Source organism: Streptomyces axinellae (assembly GCF_039532135.1).
Classification (GTDB): domain Bacteria; phylum Actinomycetota; class Actinomycetes; order Streptomycetales; family Streptomycetaceae; genus Streptomyces; species Streptomyces axinellae.
This window is the reverse complement of sequence record NZ_BAAARJ010000010.1, coordinates 44,230-60,536: the sequence shown is the minus strand read 5'-3', so window position 1 is coordinate 60,536 and position 16,307 is coordinate 44,230. Positions and strand designations below refer to the sequence as shown.

Here is a 16,307-nt window from a genome sequence, read left to right as displayed (position 1 = left end):
GCTTGCCCACCAGTTCGCAGGAGCCGGTCCCACCGGCCGCGCCGGTCTCCGCCGGCAGCGGCCGTACCGTGTCGCCCGGAAGGATGGTCCGCCATGGCCAGCGCCCCCTCTCGCCGTTCGCTGATGGCCGGCGGTACGGCCGCCGCTCTGACGGCGCCGCTGCTCGCCCGTGACGCGGCTGCCGCCTCCCCGGGGCAGCGCCGGGAGGGGCGCGGGTCGCACGGGGTCACCCCGGGTGCGGACTCGGCGGCTGCCGGCGGGTGGCGGATTCTGCGGGGCCGCAAGGTGGGCGTCATCAGCAATCCGACAGGCATCCTGCGCGACGCCCGTCATGTGGTCGATTCGATGGCGGCGCACAAGGAGCTGGACATCGTCGGGGTCTTCGGTCCGGAACACGGTTTCCGGGGCAGCGCGCAGGCGGGGGAATCCGAGCCGGAGTTCAAGGATCCGCGCACCGGCCTCACCGTCTACGACGCGTACGGCGCCGACGCGCGGAAGATGGCCGCTCTGTTCCGGAAGGCGGGCGCGGACACGGTGGTCTTCGACATCCAGGACGTGGGAGTGCGCTTCTACACCTACATCTGGACGATGTACCAGGCCATGGTGGCGGCCCGCTCCAACGGTGCCTCCTTCGTCGTCCTGGACCGGCCCAACCCGCTGGGCCGCAGAGCGGACGGCCCGCTGCTGAGACCGGAGTTCGCATCCGGCGTCGGGCTCAAGCCGATCATCCAGCAGCACGGTATGACCGTCGGAGAGCTGGCGCGCTACTTCAACGGCGAACTGCTGCCGACAGAGGGGGATGGCGGCAGGGTTGAACTGGAGGTGGTGCGCGTGCGCGGCTGGGATCCGGAGGCGACCGCCCAGCGGACGGGACTCCCCTGGGTGCCGCCCTCCCCCAATATGCCGACGCCGGACACGGCGACGGCCTATGCGGGCACCGGATACTTCGAGGGAACGAACCTCTCCGAGGGCCGGGGCACCACGCAGCCGTTCCAGTTCGTCGGCGCGCCGTTTCTCGACTACCGCTACAGCGACCGTCTCAACGCCCTGCGGCTGCCCGGAGTGCGCTTCAGGGAGGGCTACTTCGTGCCCACCTTCAGCAAGCACGAGGGCAGGACCTGCGCCGGCGTGCAGCTGCTGGTGACCGATCCGGCGCGCTACGAGGCGGTGCCGACCGCCGTCGCCATGCTGGTGGAGGCCAGGAAATACGAGGACTTCGCCTGGCGCGAGGACGCCGACCCCGGGCGGCCGTTCTGGATCGACAAGCTGTCCGGCTCACCCCGGCTGCGCGAGATGATCGACGCGGGGGGCGGCATGGCGGAGGTCACCGCCGTGTGGCGGGGAGAGGTGCGCGACTTCGAGCGGACACGCCGGCCGTATCTGCTCTACCGCTGACCCGGCCGCTGGGCTCCGCTGACCCGGCGACGGGGCGGCGCACAGCGGTGGCCGAGCGTCACAGCCCGGTCCAGGTACGGCGGTCGCGGGCCAGGCTGTAGGGCCTTTCGCTCTCGGTGGGCTTGCACCCCCGCCGAGCCGTCCGAACCTGTCGGCGACCTCCCCTTCCCGCAGCACCATCGCGGTCTCGGTCGGGCGGGTGGGGGTCAGCCGGGCGGCGGCGGCGAACACCAGGACGGGCCAGGCCCCGACGGCGAACTCGCAGCGGCGTCCCAGCGCGAGCGACACCGAGGCAGCCTCGCGCCGGGCGAGCCGCACGCAGGGCACAGCGGCTCGCCATCCGGTCCGCGCCACATCGCTGCCAACCGTGAGCGCCGCGGCCCGTTCAGGGATCCTGCCGCGCCCTCACCCGACCGTGGCGCCCGCCTCCGGATGCTGCGCGAAGCCGTCGTCCGCACCGGCCACGGCGTCGGCGGTCCGGCTGTCGCGCCGCACCAGGGCCGCGTACCGGCCGTCCAGGGCCAGGAGTTCGTCGTGGGTGCCGCGCTCCACTATCCGGCCGGAGTCCAGGACGACGATCTGGTCGGCGTCCCGGATTGTGGACAGGCGGTGGGCGATGGTCAAGGTGGTGCGTCCGGCCGAGAGCGCGTCGATGGCCTCCTGTACGGCGCGTTCGGTGCGGGTGTCGAGGGCGCTGGTGGCCTCGTCCAGGATCAGCACGGGCGGATCGCGCAGGATGGTGCGCGCGAGGGCCAGGCGCTGCTTCTCGCCACCGGAGAAGCGGTATCCGCGCTCCCCCACGAGCGTGTCGTAGCCCTCGGGCAGCGCGGTGATCTGGTCGTGGATCTGGGCGGCACGAGCGGCGGAGCGCAGCTCTTCGTCGGAGGCGTCCGGTTTGGCGAAGCGGAGGTTGTCGGCGACGGTGGCGTGGAAGAGGTAGGTCTCCTGGGAGACCACGCCCACGGCGTCCGAGAGCGTGGCGAACTCCAGGTCGCGCACGTCGGCCCCGTCGAGGGTGACCCGTCCGGAGGTCACGTCGTACAGACGCGGGACCAGGTAGCTCAAGGTGCTCTTGCCGGAGCCCGTCGCGCCGACGACGGCCAAGCTGGTGCCCGCCGGAACGGTCAGGTCGATGTCGTGCAGCGTGTATCCGGCGCCGCTCTCCGGCACGGCCCGGGGCTGCTCGGACCCGGTGGCGCCGCCGGAGTCGTAGGAGAAGTCGACGTGTTCGAAGCGGACTTCACCCTTCACCTCCGGCAGGGCGACCGGATGGCGCGGCTCGGTGATGTCCACGGGCAGGTCGAGGTATTCGAAGATGCGCTGGAAGAGCGCGAGCGAGGTCTGCATCTCCACGCCGGTGGTCAGAAGGGAGACGGTGGGGCGCAGAAGCCCCTGCTGGAGGGTGACGAAGGCGACGAGGGTGCCGATCGAGAAGGCCGGGCCACCGAAGTCCATCAGCATTCCGGCGGTCCAGTACAACAGCGCGGGGATGGCGGCCATGACGATGCCGATGGTGGACATCCGCCAGCGCCCCGCCATGCTGGAGCGGACCTCGAGATCGACCAGTCGTTCGGACTCGTCGGCGAAGGTGGTGGTGAGGGAGTCGGCCCGGCCCATGGTGCGACCGAGCAGGACACCGCTGACGGAGAGGGACTCGGTGACGATGGCGGACATGGCGGCCATCTGTTTCTGCCGCTCGGTCGTGATCCGTTTGCGCTCACGCCCCACCCGCCGGCTCACCCACACGAAGAAGGGCAGCAGCACGAGCGAGGCGATGGTCAGCCGCCAGTCCAGGGCGAGCATGGCGACGACGGTCGCGACGACGCTGGTGAGGTTGGAGACCAGCGAGGTCGCCGTGGAGGTGACGGTGGCCTGCATGCCGCCGATGTCGTTGGCGATACGGGATTGGACCTCGCCCGTCCTCGTACGGGTGAAGAAGGCCAGCGGCATCTGCTGGAGCTTGGCGTAGACACCGGTGCGCAGGTCGTGCATGACGCGCTGGCCGACGGTCGTGCTGATCAGCGTCTGGAGCACGCCGAAGACGCTGGTCATCACGGCGGTGGCGATCATGCCGAGCGCGAGCAGCGAGAGCAGGCCGGTGCGCTGGTGCGGGATGGCCACATCGAGGATCTCGCGCAGCAGGAAGGGAGAGGCGACAGAGACCAGCGAGGAGGCGCCGACGAGCAGGCCGACCAGGGTCAGGCGGGCGCGGTAGGGGCGGAAGAGGCGGAGAATCCGGCGCACCTGGGCCGGCTGCTCCGCCGGCCGCTCGGTGGTCGGCCGGTCCCCGGGTGAGGGGGTGCGGTGTGGGGTCGAGGACGTGCGGCCTGGGGGAGACGGCGTCCAGCCGGGGCTCTCATGAGGCAAGGGACTCCTTGAGGTGGGAGGGAAAACGCGGGAAGGCGTGTGCGTACGCAGGACGTGGCGGGGTTCGCGGTCATGTGCGGCGTGCCGTGGCCGCGAGCCCGGCACGCAGGCAGGCGCGGGGGCCGCCGGCGCTCGCCCATTTCCGACGACGATGAGCGAGCATAGTTCATCGTTACCTATATTCACAATGAATCAGGTCCTGATAGCCTTCGGTCATGGTTCATCCCCTCGCTGACGAATCCGCCGGAGACCTGGCGGACCAGCTCCTGCGCCTGACCAAGCGGATCAACCACGCGCACCGGCAGAACTTCGCCCCTGTGGGCGTCACCCCCGCGCAGGCCCGGCTGCTGCGCACCCTCTCGCACAGCCCGGAACCTCCCCGGATGGCCGACCTCGCCGAGCGCCTGGGGGTGGTCCCCCGCCAGGTGACCAGCTTGGTGGACGCGCTGGAGGAGCGCGGCCTCGTACGCCGGGCGCCGGATACGGCCAACCGCCGGGTGATCCGCATCGAGCTGACCGAGGGAGGCACCAGCGCGCTCAAGGAGCTGCGCCGGGCCCGCCGGTCGGCGGCCGAGGAGCTGCTGGCGCCGCTCTCGCCCGGCCAGCGGGAAGATCTGAGCCGGCTGCTGACGCTGCTGGACGCGGGCCGCTGACCCCGGCCGGTGACCTGGCGGAACAGTTGGCCGCTGCCGTGTCGTGCCGCTGGGGCGAACCAGTGCCGTGACCGGCGATGTTTGCCCGTCGAGGAGCGTCGTCGTGGGGGCACCGCCCGCGCGAGCGGAGCCGAGCGTGGGGCAGCGTGCGATCGCAAGGCGGCCGGAAGTCCTTGGTCGGGGTCTCCCCTGCTCTGGGGGTCCCTCCCGGCCGAAGGCCGGGGGAGAAGTCGAGAGCTTGGAGAAGGAGCTACCAGGGCTTTCGGCCAACGCCGCGAGCGGGCGTGCCGGGCGGCGCGACGGGGCAAAGCTTGCCGGGAGGGGCACTAGCATGTGCGGCGCGCGGACACCTGGTCCGGTCCCCCGCCCGGGGTTTTCCGGCCCCGTCCCGCCGTGCGCCCAGGAGATGGCATGCCGCTGTTCGAACCGAAGCCGGGCACCCTGCGCCCGCTGACCGGCGCCGGGCACCGCCCGGCCGCCGACCGGGTCCCCGACGCACGGGCCCAGGGCACCGCCCAGCCGCTGCGGGGTGATCTGGAGCGGCTGCTGGGCCCCGGCAAAGTGCTCTCCACGATTTCCGACCTGGTGCGCTACGCCTCCGACGCGAGCCCCTACCGCTTCGTACCCCAGGCCGTGGTGCTGGCCGAGGACGTGGCGGACATCTCGGCCGTGCTCTCCTACGCGCGAGGCAACGGCCGTGACGTTGTCTTCCGCTCCGCCGGCACCTCGCTGAACGGGCAGGCGCAGGGCGAGGACATCCTGGTGGACGTACGCCGCCACTGGGCGGGCACCGAGGTCCTGGATCCCGACGGCAGCCGTGTGCGGGTCCGCCCCGGAACGACGGTGTTCCGCACCAATGCCGCCCTGGCGCCGTACGGGAGGCTGTTGGGGCCCGACCCCGCGAGCGCCATCGCCTGCACGGTGGGCGGCGTGGTCGCCAACAACGCGTCGGGCATGACCGCGGGCACCACGCGCAACTCCTACCGTACGGTCTCCTCCCTTACCGCCGTCCTGCCGAGCGGCACGGTCGTGGACACGGCGAGTCCGACGGCCGAGGAGGACCTGGCGCGGGCCGAACCGGCGCTGTGCGAGGGCCTGATGGCGCTCAAGGCCGAGGTCGAGGCGGACCAGGGGCTGGTCGCCCGTATCCGCGCCAAGTACGAGCTGAAGAACACCAACGGATACCGCCTGGACGCCTTCCTCGACGGCGCGACGCCGGTGGAGATTCTGCGCGGCCTCATGGTGGGCTCCCAGGGGACCCTGGGCTTCCTGGCGGAGCTTGTCTTCGACACGCTGCCCCTGTACCGGCGCACCTCGACAGGGCTGTTCTTCTTCCCCGCCCTTTCGGCCGCCGCTGCCGCCGTGCCCCGCTTCACCGAGGCGGGCGCGATGGCCGTCGAGCTGATGGACGGGAACACCCTGCGCGCCTCGGTCAGCGTCTCCGGGGTGCCACAGGACTGGGCCCGGCTGCCCCAGGAGACCACCGCGCTGCTGGTGGAGTTCCGCTCTCCCGACGACTCGTCGCGTGAGGAGTGCGAGCAGGCGGTCCGCGAGGTGCTCGCAGGGCTGGAGCTGGTCGCGCCGGTCGCGTCCGTCACCAACGAACTGACGCGGGATGCGAAGACGATCGCCGGATACTGGAAGGCGCGCAAGGCGTTCGTCACCGCCGTGGGCGGCTCACGGCCCTCCGGTACGACCCTGATCACCGAGGACTTCGCCGTCCCGCCCTCCCGTCTGGCCGAGGCGTGCGAGGCCCTCTTGGAACTCCAGCGCGCACACGGCTTCGACGCGGCCGTAGCGGGGCACGCGGCACACGGCAACCTGCACTTCCTGCTGGCCTTCGACGCGGCCGAGCCCGCCGATGTCGAGCGCTACGCCGCCTTCATGGACGAGTTCTGCCGGATGACGGTGGAACGCTTCGACGGCTCTTTGAAGGCCGAGCACGCCACGGGCCGCAACATCGCGCCCTTCCTGGAGCTGGAGTGGGGTGCCCGGGCCACGGAGCTGATGTGGCGGATCAAGCGCCTGCTGGACCCGGCCGGGGTGCTGGCCCCGGGCGTATTGCTGGACCGGGATCCCAGGGCCCATCTGAAGGGCCTGAAGTCCATCCCCGGCATCGAAGCGCCGGCCGACCCGTGCATCGAGTGCGGCTTTTGCGAACCGACCTGCCCCAGCGAGGATCTGACCACCACGCCGCGCCAGCGCATCGTTCTGCGCCGCGAGATGACGCGCCAGGCCCCCGGCTCCCCCGTCAACGACAGCCTGCTGGACAGCTACGGGTACGACGCGGTGGACACCTGTGCGGGCGACTCCACCTGCAAGCTGGACTGCCCCGTCGGCATCGACACGGGCGCGCTGATGAAGAAGTTGCGGCACGCCCGCCACTCGCCGCGCGAGGAGCGCGCCGCCGAGCGCACCGCGCGGCACTTCGCGGGCGTGGAGCGCTCGGCCCGCCTCGCGGTGGCCGCCGCCGACCAGCTGCGCGGTCGCCTGCGCGGGCGGGGCGGCGATCTCGGCGACCGGATGCTCGGCAAAATGACGGGCGCGGCTCGCCGGGCCCTGCGCCCCGACCTGGTGCCGGCATGGCTGCCGGAAATCCCCGCAGCGGCTGCCAGGAGGCTGCCGGCGACCGCGAGAACGATGGCCGCCGCCGTCTACTACCCGGCGTGTGTCAACCGCGTCTTCGGCGATCCGGAGGGCTACGAGGGGCTCTCGCTGCCCGAGTCCATGGTCATCGTCTCGGCCCGCGCGGGGCGGCCGGTGTGGATCCCGGACGATGTCACCGGCACCTGCTGCGCGACGATCTGGCACTCCAAGGGCTACGTGTCGGGCAACACGCTGATGGCCAACCGGATGGTCGAAGCCGCGTGGCGCTGGACGGACGGCGGTGATCTTCCGTTGGTCGTGGACGCCTCTTCCTGCACCCTGGGTATCGCGGAGGAGGTCGTCCCGTATCTGACGCCCGCCAATCGCAAGCTCCATGAGCGGCTGACCATCTTCGACTCCCTGGTGTGGGCCGCGCGGGAACTGCTGTCCCGGCTCACGGTCGAGCAGCGGGTGGCCTCCGCCGTCCTCCACCCCACGTGCTCCATGCGGCACCTGGGCGACGAGGCGGAGCTGCGGCAGGTCGCCGAGGCGTGCGCGGAGGAAGTCGTCGTCCCGCTGGATGCGGGCTGCTGCGCCTTCGCGGGCGACCGGGGGCTGCTGCACGAGGAGCTGACCTCCGCCGCTACGGTTCGCGAAGCGGCGGAGGTGACCGCCCGCTCCTTCGACGCCCACCTCTCGGCCAACCGCACCTGCGAGATCGGTCTCGACCATGCGACGGGCAACCGCGGCTACCACTCCGTCATTCAGGAGCTGGAGCGGGCGACCAGGCCCCGCTGAGGCAACGTCACGGCGAGGCGCGCTGCTGGGGCCGTCGCGGCGGAGCGCGCTGCCGGGCCTGCGGCCCCGCCATTTCCGCCCCGCCGCGACGACGCGTACCGCTCGCTATCCGGTGGCCTCCACATACAGCGCGACGGCGCTGCGGGCGGGGAGCGTCAGTTGCGCCGTGCCGTTGTCGGACACCTGCGCCTTCCGGCCGCAGCCGCCCTGCGCCGAGGCGACGTCGCAGTAGGTGCCGGCGGGCAGTGAGGTCTGGAAGGTCCTGCTCAGCTCAGCGTCGCCGTTGTTGACCGCCACGAAGCCCCGGTCGCCCCGGCTGAAGGAGAGTGCGGACCCCTCCGACCACCAGTCCCGCAACCCGGCGTCGCCGACGGCGTTGCGGAAGCCGACCATGCCGTGATCTCGGGCCTGGCATGGTTGCCGGTCCAGCCGCTGCCGCCGCTGGGCGGACCGGCGTCACCGGCGCTGAACTCATAGCCCGAGTACACGTTCGGCGACCCGTAAGGGTGAGCCAGCATGAAGATGGTCGCCAGCGCGTAGGCGGCGCCGTCCCTGTAGCTGAGGGTGGAACCGTTGCGCTCGGTGTCCCAGTTGTCGACGAATGTACGGGCCGAGCCGCCCGCCAGTTTGCCGCCCCCGATGTTCTGGAGCGAGCCGAGCCCGCCGCCGATCCCCCGCCCATTCGCGGGGAAGGAACAGCTCCCGTTCCAGGGGGCAGGACGCCGAATCGGTTGCGGCATGCACACTCACCGCGACTGGCAGTTCGCCCGCTTGCCCAAACGCCCCGCAGTACTGGCGGGCCACCCCACCGACGCGGTGCCGCACTTGGGGAACGAGACATCGTCGATCACCCACACCTGCGGCCGGACCACCTCGCACAACCGCTCGGCGATCCGGCGGCGCACCGGCCCCCACTCCCACGGCGACTGGTTCACGAACCGCTGCAACGCCTGCATGTCACCATCGGGCAGACGCTCAGCCATCGGCTGGACCGACTGACGCCGCCCTCCCAGCATCAAGCCCCGCAGATAGCACTCGCCCCAACGACGCTGACCTCTCCGGGGCAGCGAACCGAACACATCGGCAACAAACTGGGCCAACTCACCGCGGAGCCGCTCGACTTCCCCAAACCTCATGCCCCACGCGCGCCCACAAGCAGGGAAGATCACCCAAGGTAACGAAGCACTACTAGGCGGAGTTCTGGAATTCCACGCATTCCGGCATGCAGAGATCCGCGGGAGGCCCGATGAACGAGGACCAAGGATTCAGCCACCGCTCGGCGTTGCGTACGGCCGGCGCCGGGCTCGGCATCGGCGCACTGGGGCCGGGAGCCGCCGAGGCCGCTACCAGCCCCGCAAGCGGCCCACAGGCGGAACACGCACCCGCCGTGCCGCCGCGACAGGGCAAGACGATGATCGGCGTCCCCTTCGAGAGACGCGGCACCGTCCGGGTCGGCATCATCGGCCTGGGCCAGCGCGGCGGCAGCATGATCGACCTCTTCCTCGCGCTGGAGGGCGTACGGGTCACAGCGCTGTGCGACCCGGTGCGCGAGAAGACCGAGCGAGCCGCGAAAAAGGTCACCGCAGCGGCCCAGCCCGCTCCCGCCGTCTGCACCAAGGACGAACACGACTTCGAGAAACTGTGCGCACGCGGCGATTTGGACTTCGTCCACGTCGCCACCCCGTGGGACTGGCACTTCTCCATGGCCAAGGCGGCCATGGAGGCGGGCAAGCACGTGGGCGTCGAGTGTCCCATCGCGCTGGAACTGGACCAGTTGTGGGAACTGGTCAACCTCTCCGAACGCACCCGCAAGCACTGCATGCGGCTGGAGAACTGCGCCTACGGGCACAACGAGATGCGCGTGCCGCGCATGGCACACGAGGGCCTCTTCGGCGACCTGCTGCACAGCGCCGGCGCCTACCTCCACGACCTGCGCGGGCTGATGTTCGACCCCGACTACTACGAGGGCCCATGGCGCCGCCTGTGGCACACCCGACTGAGGGGCGACCTCTACCCGAACCACGGCTTCGGCCCGGCCGCCAACTACATGGACGTCAACCGGGGCGACCGGGCCGTTCGCATCTCGACGTTCGGCTCCCCCTCCCTGGGGCCGGCCGCCTACCGCAAGGAGAACATGCCGCCGGACCATGAGAGCTGGAAGGAGACGTATATATCAAGAGCGACATGTCGATAAGTCTCGTGCAGACAGCCAACGGCCGCGTCATCCGACTGGAGCACGACGTCTCCAACCCGCACCCGTACTCCCGCCTCAACGTCCTCGGCGGCACCAAGGGTGTCTTCGAGGACTACCCACCCCGCATGTACCTGGAGCCGGGATATCCGGAGACGAGTGGGGCGACTTCGACAAGTACAAGGACCTCGACCACTGGCTCTGGAAAGAGCACGCCAATCCGCCCGGCGGACACGGCGGCATGGACTACATCATGCTGTTCCGGCTGATGCGGTGCATACAGCTCGGGCTGGTCCCGTACTTCGACGTCTACGACGCCGCGACCTGGACCTCACCCGTGCCACTGAGCCACGCCTCGATCAAGGCGCACGGCGCACCCCAGGAGATCCCGGACTTCACCAGGGGCCTGTGGAAGAAGAAGCGCGACGGGGTGGATTCGCCCAGGCCGAAGGGATGACCCCTGAGCGCCGTGTGCCGGGCCCGGAGAGTTCCAGGTCCGAGCTTGGGCTCAGCCACTGAGCGGCCTCTTCGGGCTCATCCGGCGAGCGCCCCCGCACGGTTCATCCCGTGAGCGACGCCTTGTCGCCCATCACCACCACCGGATGCTTGGCCGGATCGAGCGTGCGCAAGAGCGTGGTCATACCGGACTTGGAAAGGCTCACGCAGCCTGATGTGCCGCTGCCGTGATCCATATGCAGCCAAATGCTGCCCCCCTTGGCCTGGCCCTGCGGACGGGTCGGGTCGAGGGGGCTGGTGCCCTTGACGCGGTTGTAGTCGATGGCGATGACGTGGTCGAAATCGTGCCGCGTCTTCTTCGGCCAGTAGGTGGGCGGTGTGAAGGCCGCGGTGTGAGCGTATGGCAGCTTGGCACCCGGGTCGGAGAGTACGCCTCCCGCGTCGGACAGCGTGAAGACACCCACCGGACTGCGCTTGTCCCCCTGGTGGTGGCTGTGTGTCCAGCCCTTCTTGCCGTTGTGCGCCGACCAGCTGCGCTCCTGGCTCCACTTCTTGCCCTGCCGCGAGTACAGGCGCACGGTCGCGTCGGCCGAATCCTTGCCCCGGCCTTCCACGGCCACGACCTGGTCGCTCTTGGCCGGGATCTTCGATTGGTAGGTGCCGCCCACGCCGGGGATCTTCGTCGGGTCCTGGACGCGTTCCGCCTTCGCGGACGACTTGTCGCCGCCCGACCTCGAGGACTCACTGCCGCTGCCGCCGTCTTCGGCGCCACAGCCGGAAAGGACCACAGCCAGCGCCGTCACGGCCGCGCCCGCCATGAGGGCCGCCTTTGCCTTGGACCGGGCGCTCGCCCTGCCTCCGTCCATGGCACCGGCCCCGCCGCGTGCTGCTCCCGCTGCCCGGCCCTCGCCGATGGCCGCCGAAGACGGCGCCGCCTTGTCGCTTGTCCGTCCTGCCCCAGGTATGCGCATGCCCTCCATCGTCGCATTGGCCGGATGCTTGCCGACGCCGGGAAAACCCGTTGATATTCGGCACGTCACGAAGTCAGCCTTTCACGTCACCATCTGGCGCTTTCGAGACGGTCTGGAACCTCATGCAGATTCGCGATCTCCCCTATCCCGATCCGGGTGTTCCGGACGTCCGGTCGGGGTTCCGGCTGCTGCTGTGGCTGGGCCGCGGACAGCTGGCCGGCCAGCTCAAAGCGCTTGCCTGGGGTGTGCTGCACCTGGCCGCCATCGCCTCGTTCCCGGTGGTGGCGGGGCTCGCGGTGAACGCGGTGGTGGCCCGCTCGGGCGACCGGCTCGCGCTGGCGGGCGCTTTGCTGCTCGCCGTCACCTTGGCCATGACGGTGGGCGAGACGATGCTGCACCGTGTGGCGGTGACCAACTGGATCACCGCAGCCGCGCGGATCCAGCAGCTACTCGCCCGGCGCACGGCGGAGCTGGGCGCCACGCTCACCCGGCGGGTGGCGGCGGGCGAAGTGGTCGCGGTCTCCACGGGCGACATCGAGCGCATCGGATGGTGCGTCGAGGCCGTCTCCCGGTTCAGCGCGGCGCTGCTGACGACCCTCGGTGTCTGCGCGGCGCTGACCGTCTACGAGCCGCTGCTGGGCCTTCTCGCCTGCGCCGGCATGCTGACCCTGGCACTGACCGTGCTGCCACTGCTGCCCAGGGCCACCCGGCGCGCCGATGTACAGCGGGAGCTGGCGGGCCGGGCGACGGAACTGGCCGCCGATACGGTCGCCGGTCTACGGGTCCTGCGGGGCATCGGAGGCGAGGACCTCTTCCTCGCGCGGTACCGCGCGATCTCCCAGCAGGTGCGGCACGCCGCCGTGCGGACGGCGCGCATGTGGTCGTTCATAGAGTCCCTGCAAGTCGCCCTTCCTGGGCTGCTGTTGGTGGGGGTGGTGTGGTACGGCACACGGCTGGCCCTGGACGGGCGGGTCGCCGTCGGCGAGTTGGTCACGGTCTACGGCGCGGTGACCTTCTTGCTGGTGCCGCTCCAGCTCTTCAGCGAGTTCGCCATGTCCTACTCCTTCTCCCGCCCGTCCGCCGCCCGCGCGGCCCGGGTACTGGCGCTGCGCAGACCGGGAAGCGAAGGGCAGGCATCCGAGGGTGCGGCGCGGTCACCCGACGGTGAAGAGCGGCTGCCCGATCCTGACCATGACGGGCGAGCGCCTGCTCCTGACGGGCCGCCCGGAACCAAGGCGGCGGCGCACAGGGAGGCCGGGGACAGCAGGGGGCTCTACGACCCCGTCACGGGTCTCCGCGCCCCGGCGGGACGGCTCACCGCTGTGGTGTGCGGCGACCCCGACGCGGCGGGCCTCCTCGCCGAGCGTCTCGGCGGTCACCCGCTCTCACACTCCCCGGAGACCGGCACCTCGGTGCTGCTCGACGGAGCACCCTTGGACTCGATGCCTCTGGAACGGGCCCGTACCCACGTCCTCGTCCAGGACAAGGAACCGGTACTGCTCTCCGGGACGCTCGCCGAACTGTTCGACGTGCCCGCCTCCGGCACCGTGACCGCCGAGCAGGCGCTGGAGGCGGCACAGTGCGCCGACGTCCTGACGGCGCTCACCCAAGGCAGCCCCGACGCGGAGGGCGACCCCGCGCGGGCGCGCATCACCGAACGGGGGCGCTCGTTGTCCGGCGGACAGCGCCAACGCCTGGCCCTCGCACGGTCGCTGCTCACCGACCCCGAGGTACTCGTACTGGACGAGCCCACCTCTGCCGTCGACTCCCACACCGAAGCCCGGATCGCGCGCGAGCTGGGCCGGCTCAGGTCAGGCCGGACCACCGTGGTCTTCTCCTCCAGTCCGCTGCTGCTGGATCGAGCCGACCGTGTCGTCCTCATCCTCGACGGCGCGGCTGCGGCGAGCGGCACCCACCACCAACTGCTCCGTTCGGACGCGGCGTACCGGGCCGTCGTCACCCGCGCGCCGGAGGAGAGCCACGTATCGGAATCCCCCGGCCCGGAGCGTCGCGGGCGGGAGGAGCACAGTCTGAGGGAGCAGAGTCCGTATGAGCGTGAACAGCGCACAGCACGCACCTGAGCGGCAGGGCCCGGCCCGAGCGCGACGCCGCCGCCCCCGCTGGTTCGGCGTGCCCACGCCCGAGTACGACCCCTCCGCCCCGGAGGACATCACCATCCTCCCGGTGGGCGCTCCCGCCACGGTGCGCTCCTATGCGCGCGAACTGCTCCGGCGGCACCGCCGTACGTTCGTACTGCTTGTCCTCGTGAACAGTGTCGCGGTGATCGCCTCGATGGCGGGGCCGTATCTGCTGGGCGGGCTGATCGACGATCTCGCCGCCGGCCATCGCGCTCCCCAACTGGTCCGCGTCACACTGCTGTTCACTTTGGCGCTGCTCGTCCAGACCGTCTTCACCCAGCAGGTGCGGCTGCGCGGGGCGATGCTGGGCGAGGAGATGCTGGCCGATCTGCGCGAGGACTTCCTCGTCCGCTCGGTGTCCCTGCCGCTCGGAGTGCTGGAGCGCGCAGGCACAGGGGACCTGCTCTCCCGCATCACCACCGACATCGACCGACTGGGCGAGGCGATGCGCAAGGCTGTACCGCAGCTGGCCATCGCGGTGGTATGGACGGCTCTGCTGCTCGCGGCCCTGTGCGTCACCGCGCCACCGCTGGCGCTGACGGTGCTGCTCGCCCTGCCCGTGCTGGTGCCCGGCTGCTACTGGTACTTCCGCCGGGCAGCGCACGCCTACCGCGCCGAAGCCGCCGGCTACGCGGCCGTGGCCGCCGCCCTCGCGGAGAGCGTCGATGCGGGCAGGACGGTGGAGGCGCACCGGCTGGGCCGTCGGCGAACAGCCCTGTCCGAGCGGCGGATCGCGGAGTGGACAGCGTGGGAGCGCAGGACGATGTGGCTGCGCAGCGTCCTGTTCCCCGTCGTCAATCTCAGCAACATGCTGATCATGGGCGGGGTGTTGATGCTCGGTGGCTTCTTCGTCCTCCACGGGTGGCTCGGCGTCGGACAGCTGACCACGGGCGCGCTGCTTGCCCAGATGCTCGTGGAGCCGGTCGGGCTCATTCTGCGCTGGTACGACGAGCTCCAGGTCGCCCAGGTGTCGCTGGCCCGCCTCGTCGGGGTGCGGGAGATCGAGCCGGACTGCGGGGACAGCGCGCGCTCTCCGGAGGGCAGGGTGGTGCGTGCTTCCCAGGTGCGGTTCGGCTATCACGACGGCATCGACGTGCTGCACGATGTCACCCTGGAGGTCACACCGGGCTCGCGAGTGGCGCTGGTGGGCCCTTCGGGAGCGGGCAAGTCCACCCTGGGCCGACTGCTGGCCGGGGTCTACGGCCCTCGGCGCGGGGAGGTCACGCTCGGCGGATCGGAGCTGAGCGGCATGCCGGCCGAGATGGTCCGGCGACATGTGGCGCTGGTCAACCAGGAGCACCACGTCTTCGTCGGCTCCCTGCGCGACAACCTCCTCCTGGCCCGCCAGGACGCCGGGGACGCCGAATTGTGGGCCGCTCTGGGCGCCGTGGACGCCGACGGGTGGGCCAGGGCGCTGGAAGGCGGGCTGGACGGCGAGGTGGGCTCGGGCGGACTCGCCGTCACTCCGGCTCAGGCTCAGCAGATCGCGTTGGCCCGGCTGGTGCTGGCCGACCCGCACACCTTGGTGCTGGATGAGGCGACATCGTTGCTGGATCCTCGTGCCGCACGGCATTTGGAGCGCTCGCTCGCACAGGTCCTGGAAGGGCGGACGGTGGTGGCCATCGCCCACCGCCTGCACACCGCGCACGATGCGGACGTGATCGCCGTGGTGGAGAAGGGCCGCATCAGCGAACTCGGCAGCCACGAGGATCTGGTGGCCGCCGATGGACCGTACGCCGCCTTGTGGCGGTCCTGGCACGGGTGAGCGGGCGGCCCGGCTCAGCCTCCTATGAGGCCCAGCGCGACCAGGCTGCCCGCGCCGCCGAGCAGCATGAAGGCCGGCATCAGTATGTTGCTCTCCACCCAGGCACCCGCACGGAAGCGCATGAACCGGGGGGTGCCCAGCGGGTACCAGCGTTTGCCCGCTATCGGTATCGGCCACAGGATCGGACAGCCCGAAACGGTGAGGGCGTCGCCGATGTTGTGCACCATCGCCCCGAGCACGATCGGCAGGCCAAGCCAGAGGTACTCCTGTCCGTCCCCGGTGAACAGCCAGTCCGAGCCGTTGCCCGGCTTGTCCAGCACGCCTGCCAGGATCCAGGCGCTGGCGGCGCCGAGCAGCCACACCAGCACGTCGCTGGAGACCCGGGCCATCCGCCACAGCAGCCCCTCGACGGCGAGCACCATGTGAATGAAGAGGATGATCAGCACCGCCCACCGGTCCCAGACAGCAGCCGCCGCCGAGAAGCCCGCGCCTATGAAAACGGCCCAGGGCCAGGTATGGGTGAGCGTGCGGTGCCCTCCGGCGCGGTGGCGCTCCCCTCTGGAGCGGGTGCCGTTGTAGACGGCGGTGGACAGTGCGTCGATCACCCCGCACAACGCGTGCGAGATCGGCCCGAAGGCGCGCGAGATCGTCGCGGACTTCTGGTCCAGGTCCGGAGCCAGGGCGGCGCCTGCGCAGATCAGCGCGCCCACGACCACCACAGGCCACGGCATCGGATGATCCAGCGCCGCCGCCGCTGCCCCCACCCCCAGCCAGGCAGCGGCTCCCGACAACGAGTGCGCCGGTCCCATCATGCGAATCCCCGCCCTGTCCTTTATGTCGCCTCTGTCGTGATTCCGCCGGGCGTACGGCTGCTGCCAGGGAACCGTCCGATACGGGGGAGGCGCCCGCCACACGCGTCCCGCGCATTGCTGATTCTGACGCCCGGTCGGCGACACAGCGTAGCTCTGAATGATCACGCTCAGCCCA

The 16,307-nt window shown here is 70.8% G+C and carries 8 protein-coding genes and 3 pseudogenes; 6 read left to right on the top strand and 5 right to left on the bottom strand.

Features of this window, described 5'->3' with window-relative positions; translation table 11 throughout:
- Positions 1-93: 93 nt before the first annotated feature.
- The gene (locus ABD339_RS16595; RefSeq protein ID WP_344566776.1) at positions 94-1,395 is read left to right on the top strand and encodes an exo-beta-N-acetylmuramidase NamZ family protein; all 1,302 of its coding nucleotides are present in this window, start codon (positions 94-96) and stop codon (positions 1,393-1,395) included.
- A gap of 405 nt (positions 1,396-1,800) precedes the next feature.
- Here ABD339_RS16595 and ABD339_RS16590 read toward each other — a convergent pair whose 3' ends face one another.
- Positions 1,801-3,762, bottom strand: coding sequence for an ABC transporter ATP-binding protein (locus tag ABD339_RS16590; protein WP_425576012.1), 1,962 nt, complete (start codon positions 3,760-3,762; stop codon positions 1,801-1,803).
- Positions 3,763-3,977: 215 nt separating this feature from the next.
- Between ABD339_RS16590 and ABD339_RS16585 the strand changes: the two genes are divergently transcribed.
- Both ABD339_RS16585 and ABD339_RS16580 read left to right on the top strand, forming a co-directional pair.
- Positions 3,978-4,415 carry a MarR family winged helix-turn-helix transcriptional regulator gene (locus ABD339_RS16585; protein WP_344566774.1) on the top strand — a complete coding sequence of 146 codons (438 nt, stop codon included), beginning with the start codon at positions 3,978-3,980 and terminating at the stop codon, positions 4,413-4,415.
- Positions 4,416-4,826: 411 nt separating this feature from the next.
- Positions 4,827-7,799, top strand: a complete 2,973-nt coding sequence (locus ABD339_RS16580; protein ID WP_344566772.1) for an FAD-binding and (Fe-S)-binding domain-containing protein — start codon at positions 4,827-4,829, stop codon at positions 7,797-7,799.
- A 105-nt stretch (positions 7,800-7,904) separates the two neighbouring features.
- On the opposite strand, the pseudogene ABD339_RS16575 reads toward ABD339_RS16580, so the two are convergent.
- Positions 7,905-8,467: pseudogene (locus ABD339_RS16575) on the bottom strand (alpha amylase C-terminal domain-containing protein); the annotation flags it as partial.
- A pseudogene (locus ABD339_RS16570) lies at positions 8,436-8,935 on the bottom strand (IS701 family transposase); the annotation flags it as partial. The pseudogenes ABD339_RS16575 and ABD339_RS16570, both read right to left, overlap by 32 nt.
- 110 nt (positions 8,936-9,045) lie before the next feature.
- Between ABD339_RS16570 and ABD339_RS16565 the strand changes: the two are divergent.
- Positions 9,046-10,447, top strand: a pseudogene (locus ABD339_RS16565) (Gfo/Idh/MocA family protein).
- Positions 10,448-10,550: 103 nt separating this feature from the next.
- Here ABD339_RS16565 and ABD339_RS16560 read toward each other — a convergent pair.
- Positions 10,551-11,312, bottom strand: a complete 762-nt coding sequence (locus tag ABD339_RS16560) for a L,D-transpeptidase family protein (RefSeq protein WP_425576017.1) — start codon at positions 11,310-11,312, stop codon at positions 10,551-10,553.
- Between the two features lie 227 nt (positions 11,313-11,539).
- Between ABD339_RS16560 and ABD339_RS16555 the strand changes: the two genes are divergently transcribed.
- Complete coding sequence (locus ABD339_RS16555; protein ID WP_344566770.1) at positions 11,540-13,498, top strand: ABC transporter transmembrane domain-containing protein; 1,959 nt, start codon at positions 11,540-11,542, stop codon at positions 13,496-13,498.
- Positions 13,467-15,320, top strand: a complete 1,854-nt coding sequence (locus ABD339_RS16550) for an ABC transporter ATP-binding protein (protein ID WP_344566768.1) — start codon at positions 13,467-13,469, stop codon at positions 15,318-15,320. Before ABD339_RS16555 ends, ABD339_RS16550 begins: the two co-directional genes overlap by 32 nt.
- 14 nt (positions 15,321-15,334) lie before the next feature.
- Here the strand turns inward: ABD339_RS16550 and ABD339_RS16545 are convergent, their stop codons facing one another.
- The gene (locus ABD339_RS16545; protein ID WP_344566766.1) at positions 15,335-16,132 is read right to left on the bottom strand and encodes a metal-dependent hydrolase; all 798 of its coding nucleotides are present in this window, start codon (positions 16,130-16,132) and stop codon (positions 15,335-15,337) included.
- Between the last annotated feature and the right edge of the window lie 175 nt (positions 16,133-16,307).

Bases quoted from the DNA above. Each gene is read 5' to 3' on its own strand.
- ABD339_RS16580 (WP_344566772.1), top strand. From the start codon at position 4,827: ATGCCGCTGTTCGAACCGAAGCCGGGCACCCTGCGCCCGCTGACCGGC.
- ABD339_RS16555 (WP_344566770.1), top strand. From the start codon at position 11,540: ATGCAGATTCGCGATCTCCCCTATCCCGATCCGGGTGTTCCGGACGTC.
- ABD339_RS16585 (WP_344566774.1), top strand. From the start codon at position 3,978: ATGGTTCATCCCCTCGCTGACGAATCCGCCGGAGACCTGGCGGACCAG.
- ABD339_RS16595 (WP_344566776.1), top strand. From the start codon at position 94: ATGGCCAGCGCCCCCTCTCGCCGTTCGCTGATGGCCGGCGGTACGGCC.
- ABD339_RS16560 (WP_425576017.1), bottom strand. From the start codon at position 11,312: ATGGACGGAGGCAGGGCGAGCGCCCGGTCCAAGGCAAAGGCGGCCCTC.
- ABD339_RS16545 (WP_344566766.1), bottom strand. From the start codon at position 16,132: ATGATGGGACCGGCGCACTCGTTGTCGGGAGCCGCTGCCTGGCTGGGG.
- ABD339_RS16550 (WP_344566768.1), top strand. From the start codon at position 13,467: ATGAGCGTGAACAGCGCACAGCACGCACCTGAGCGGCAGGGCCCGGCC.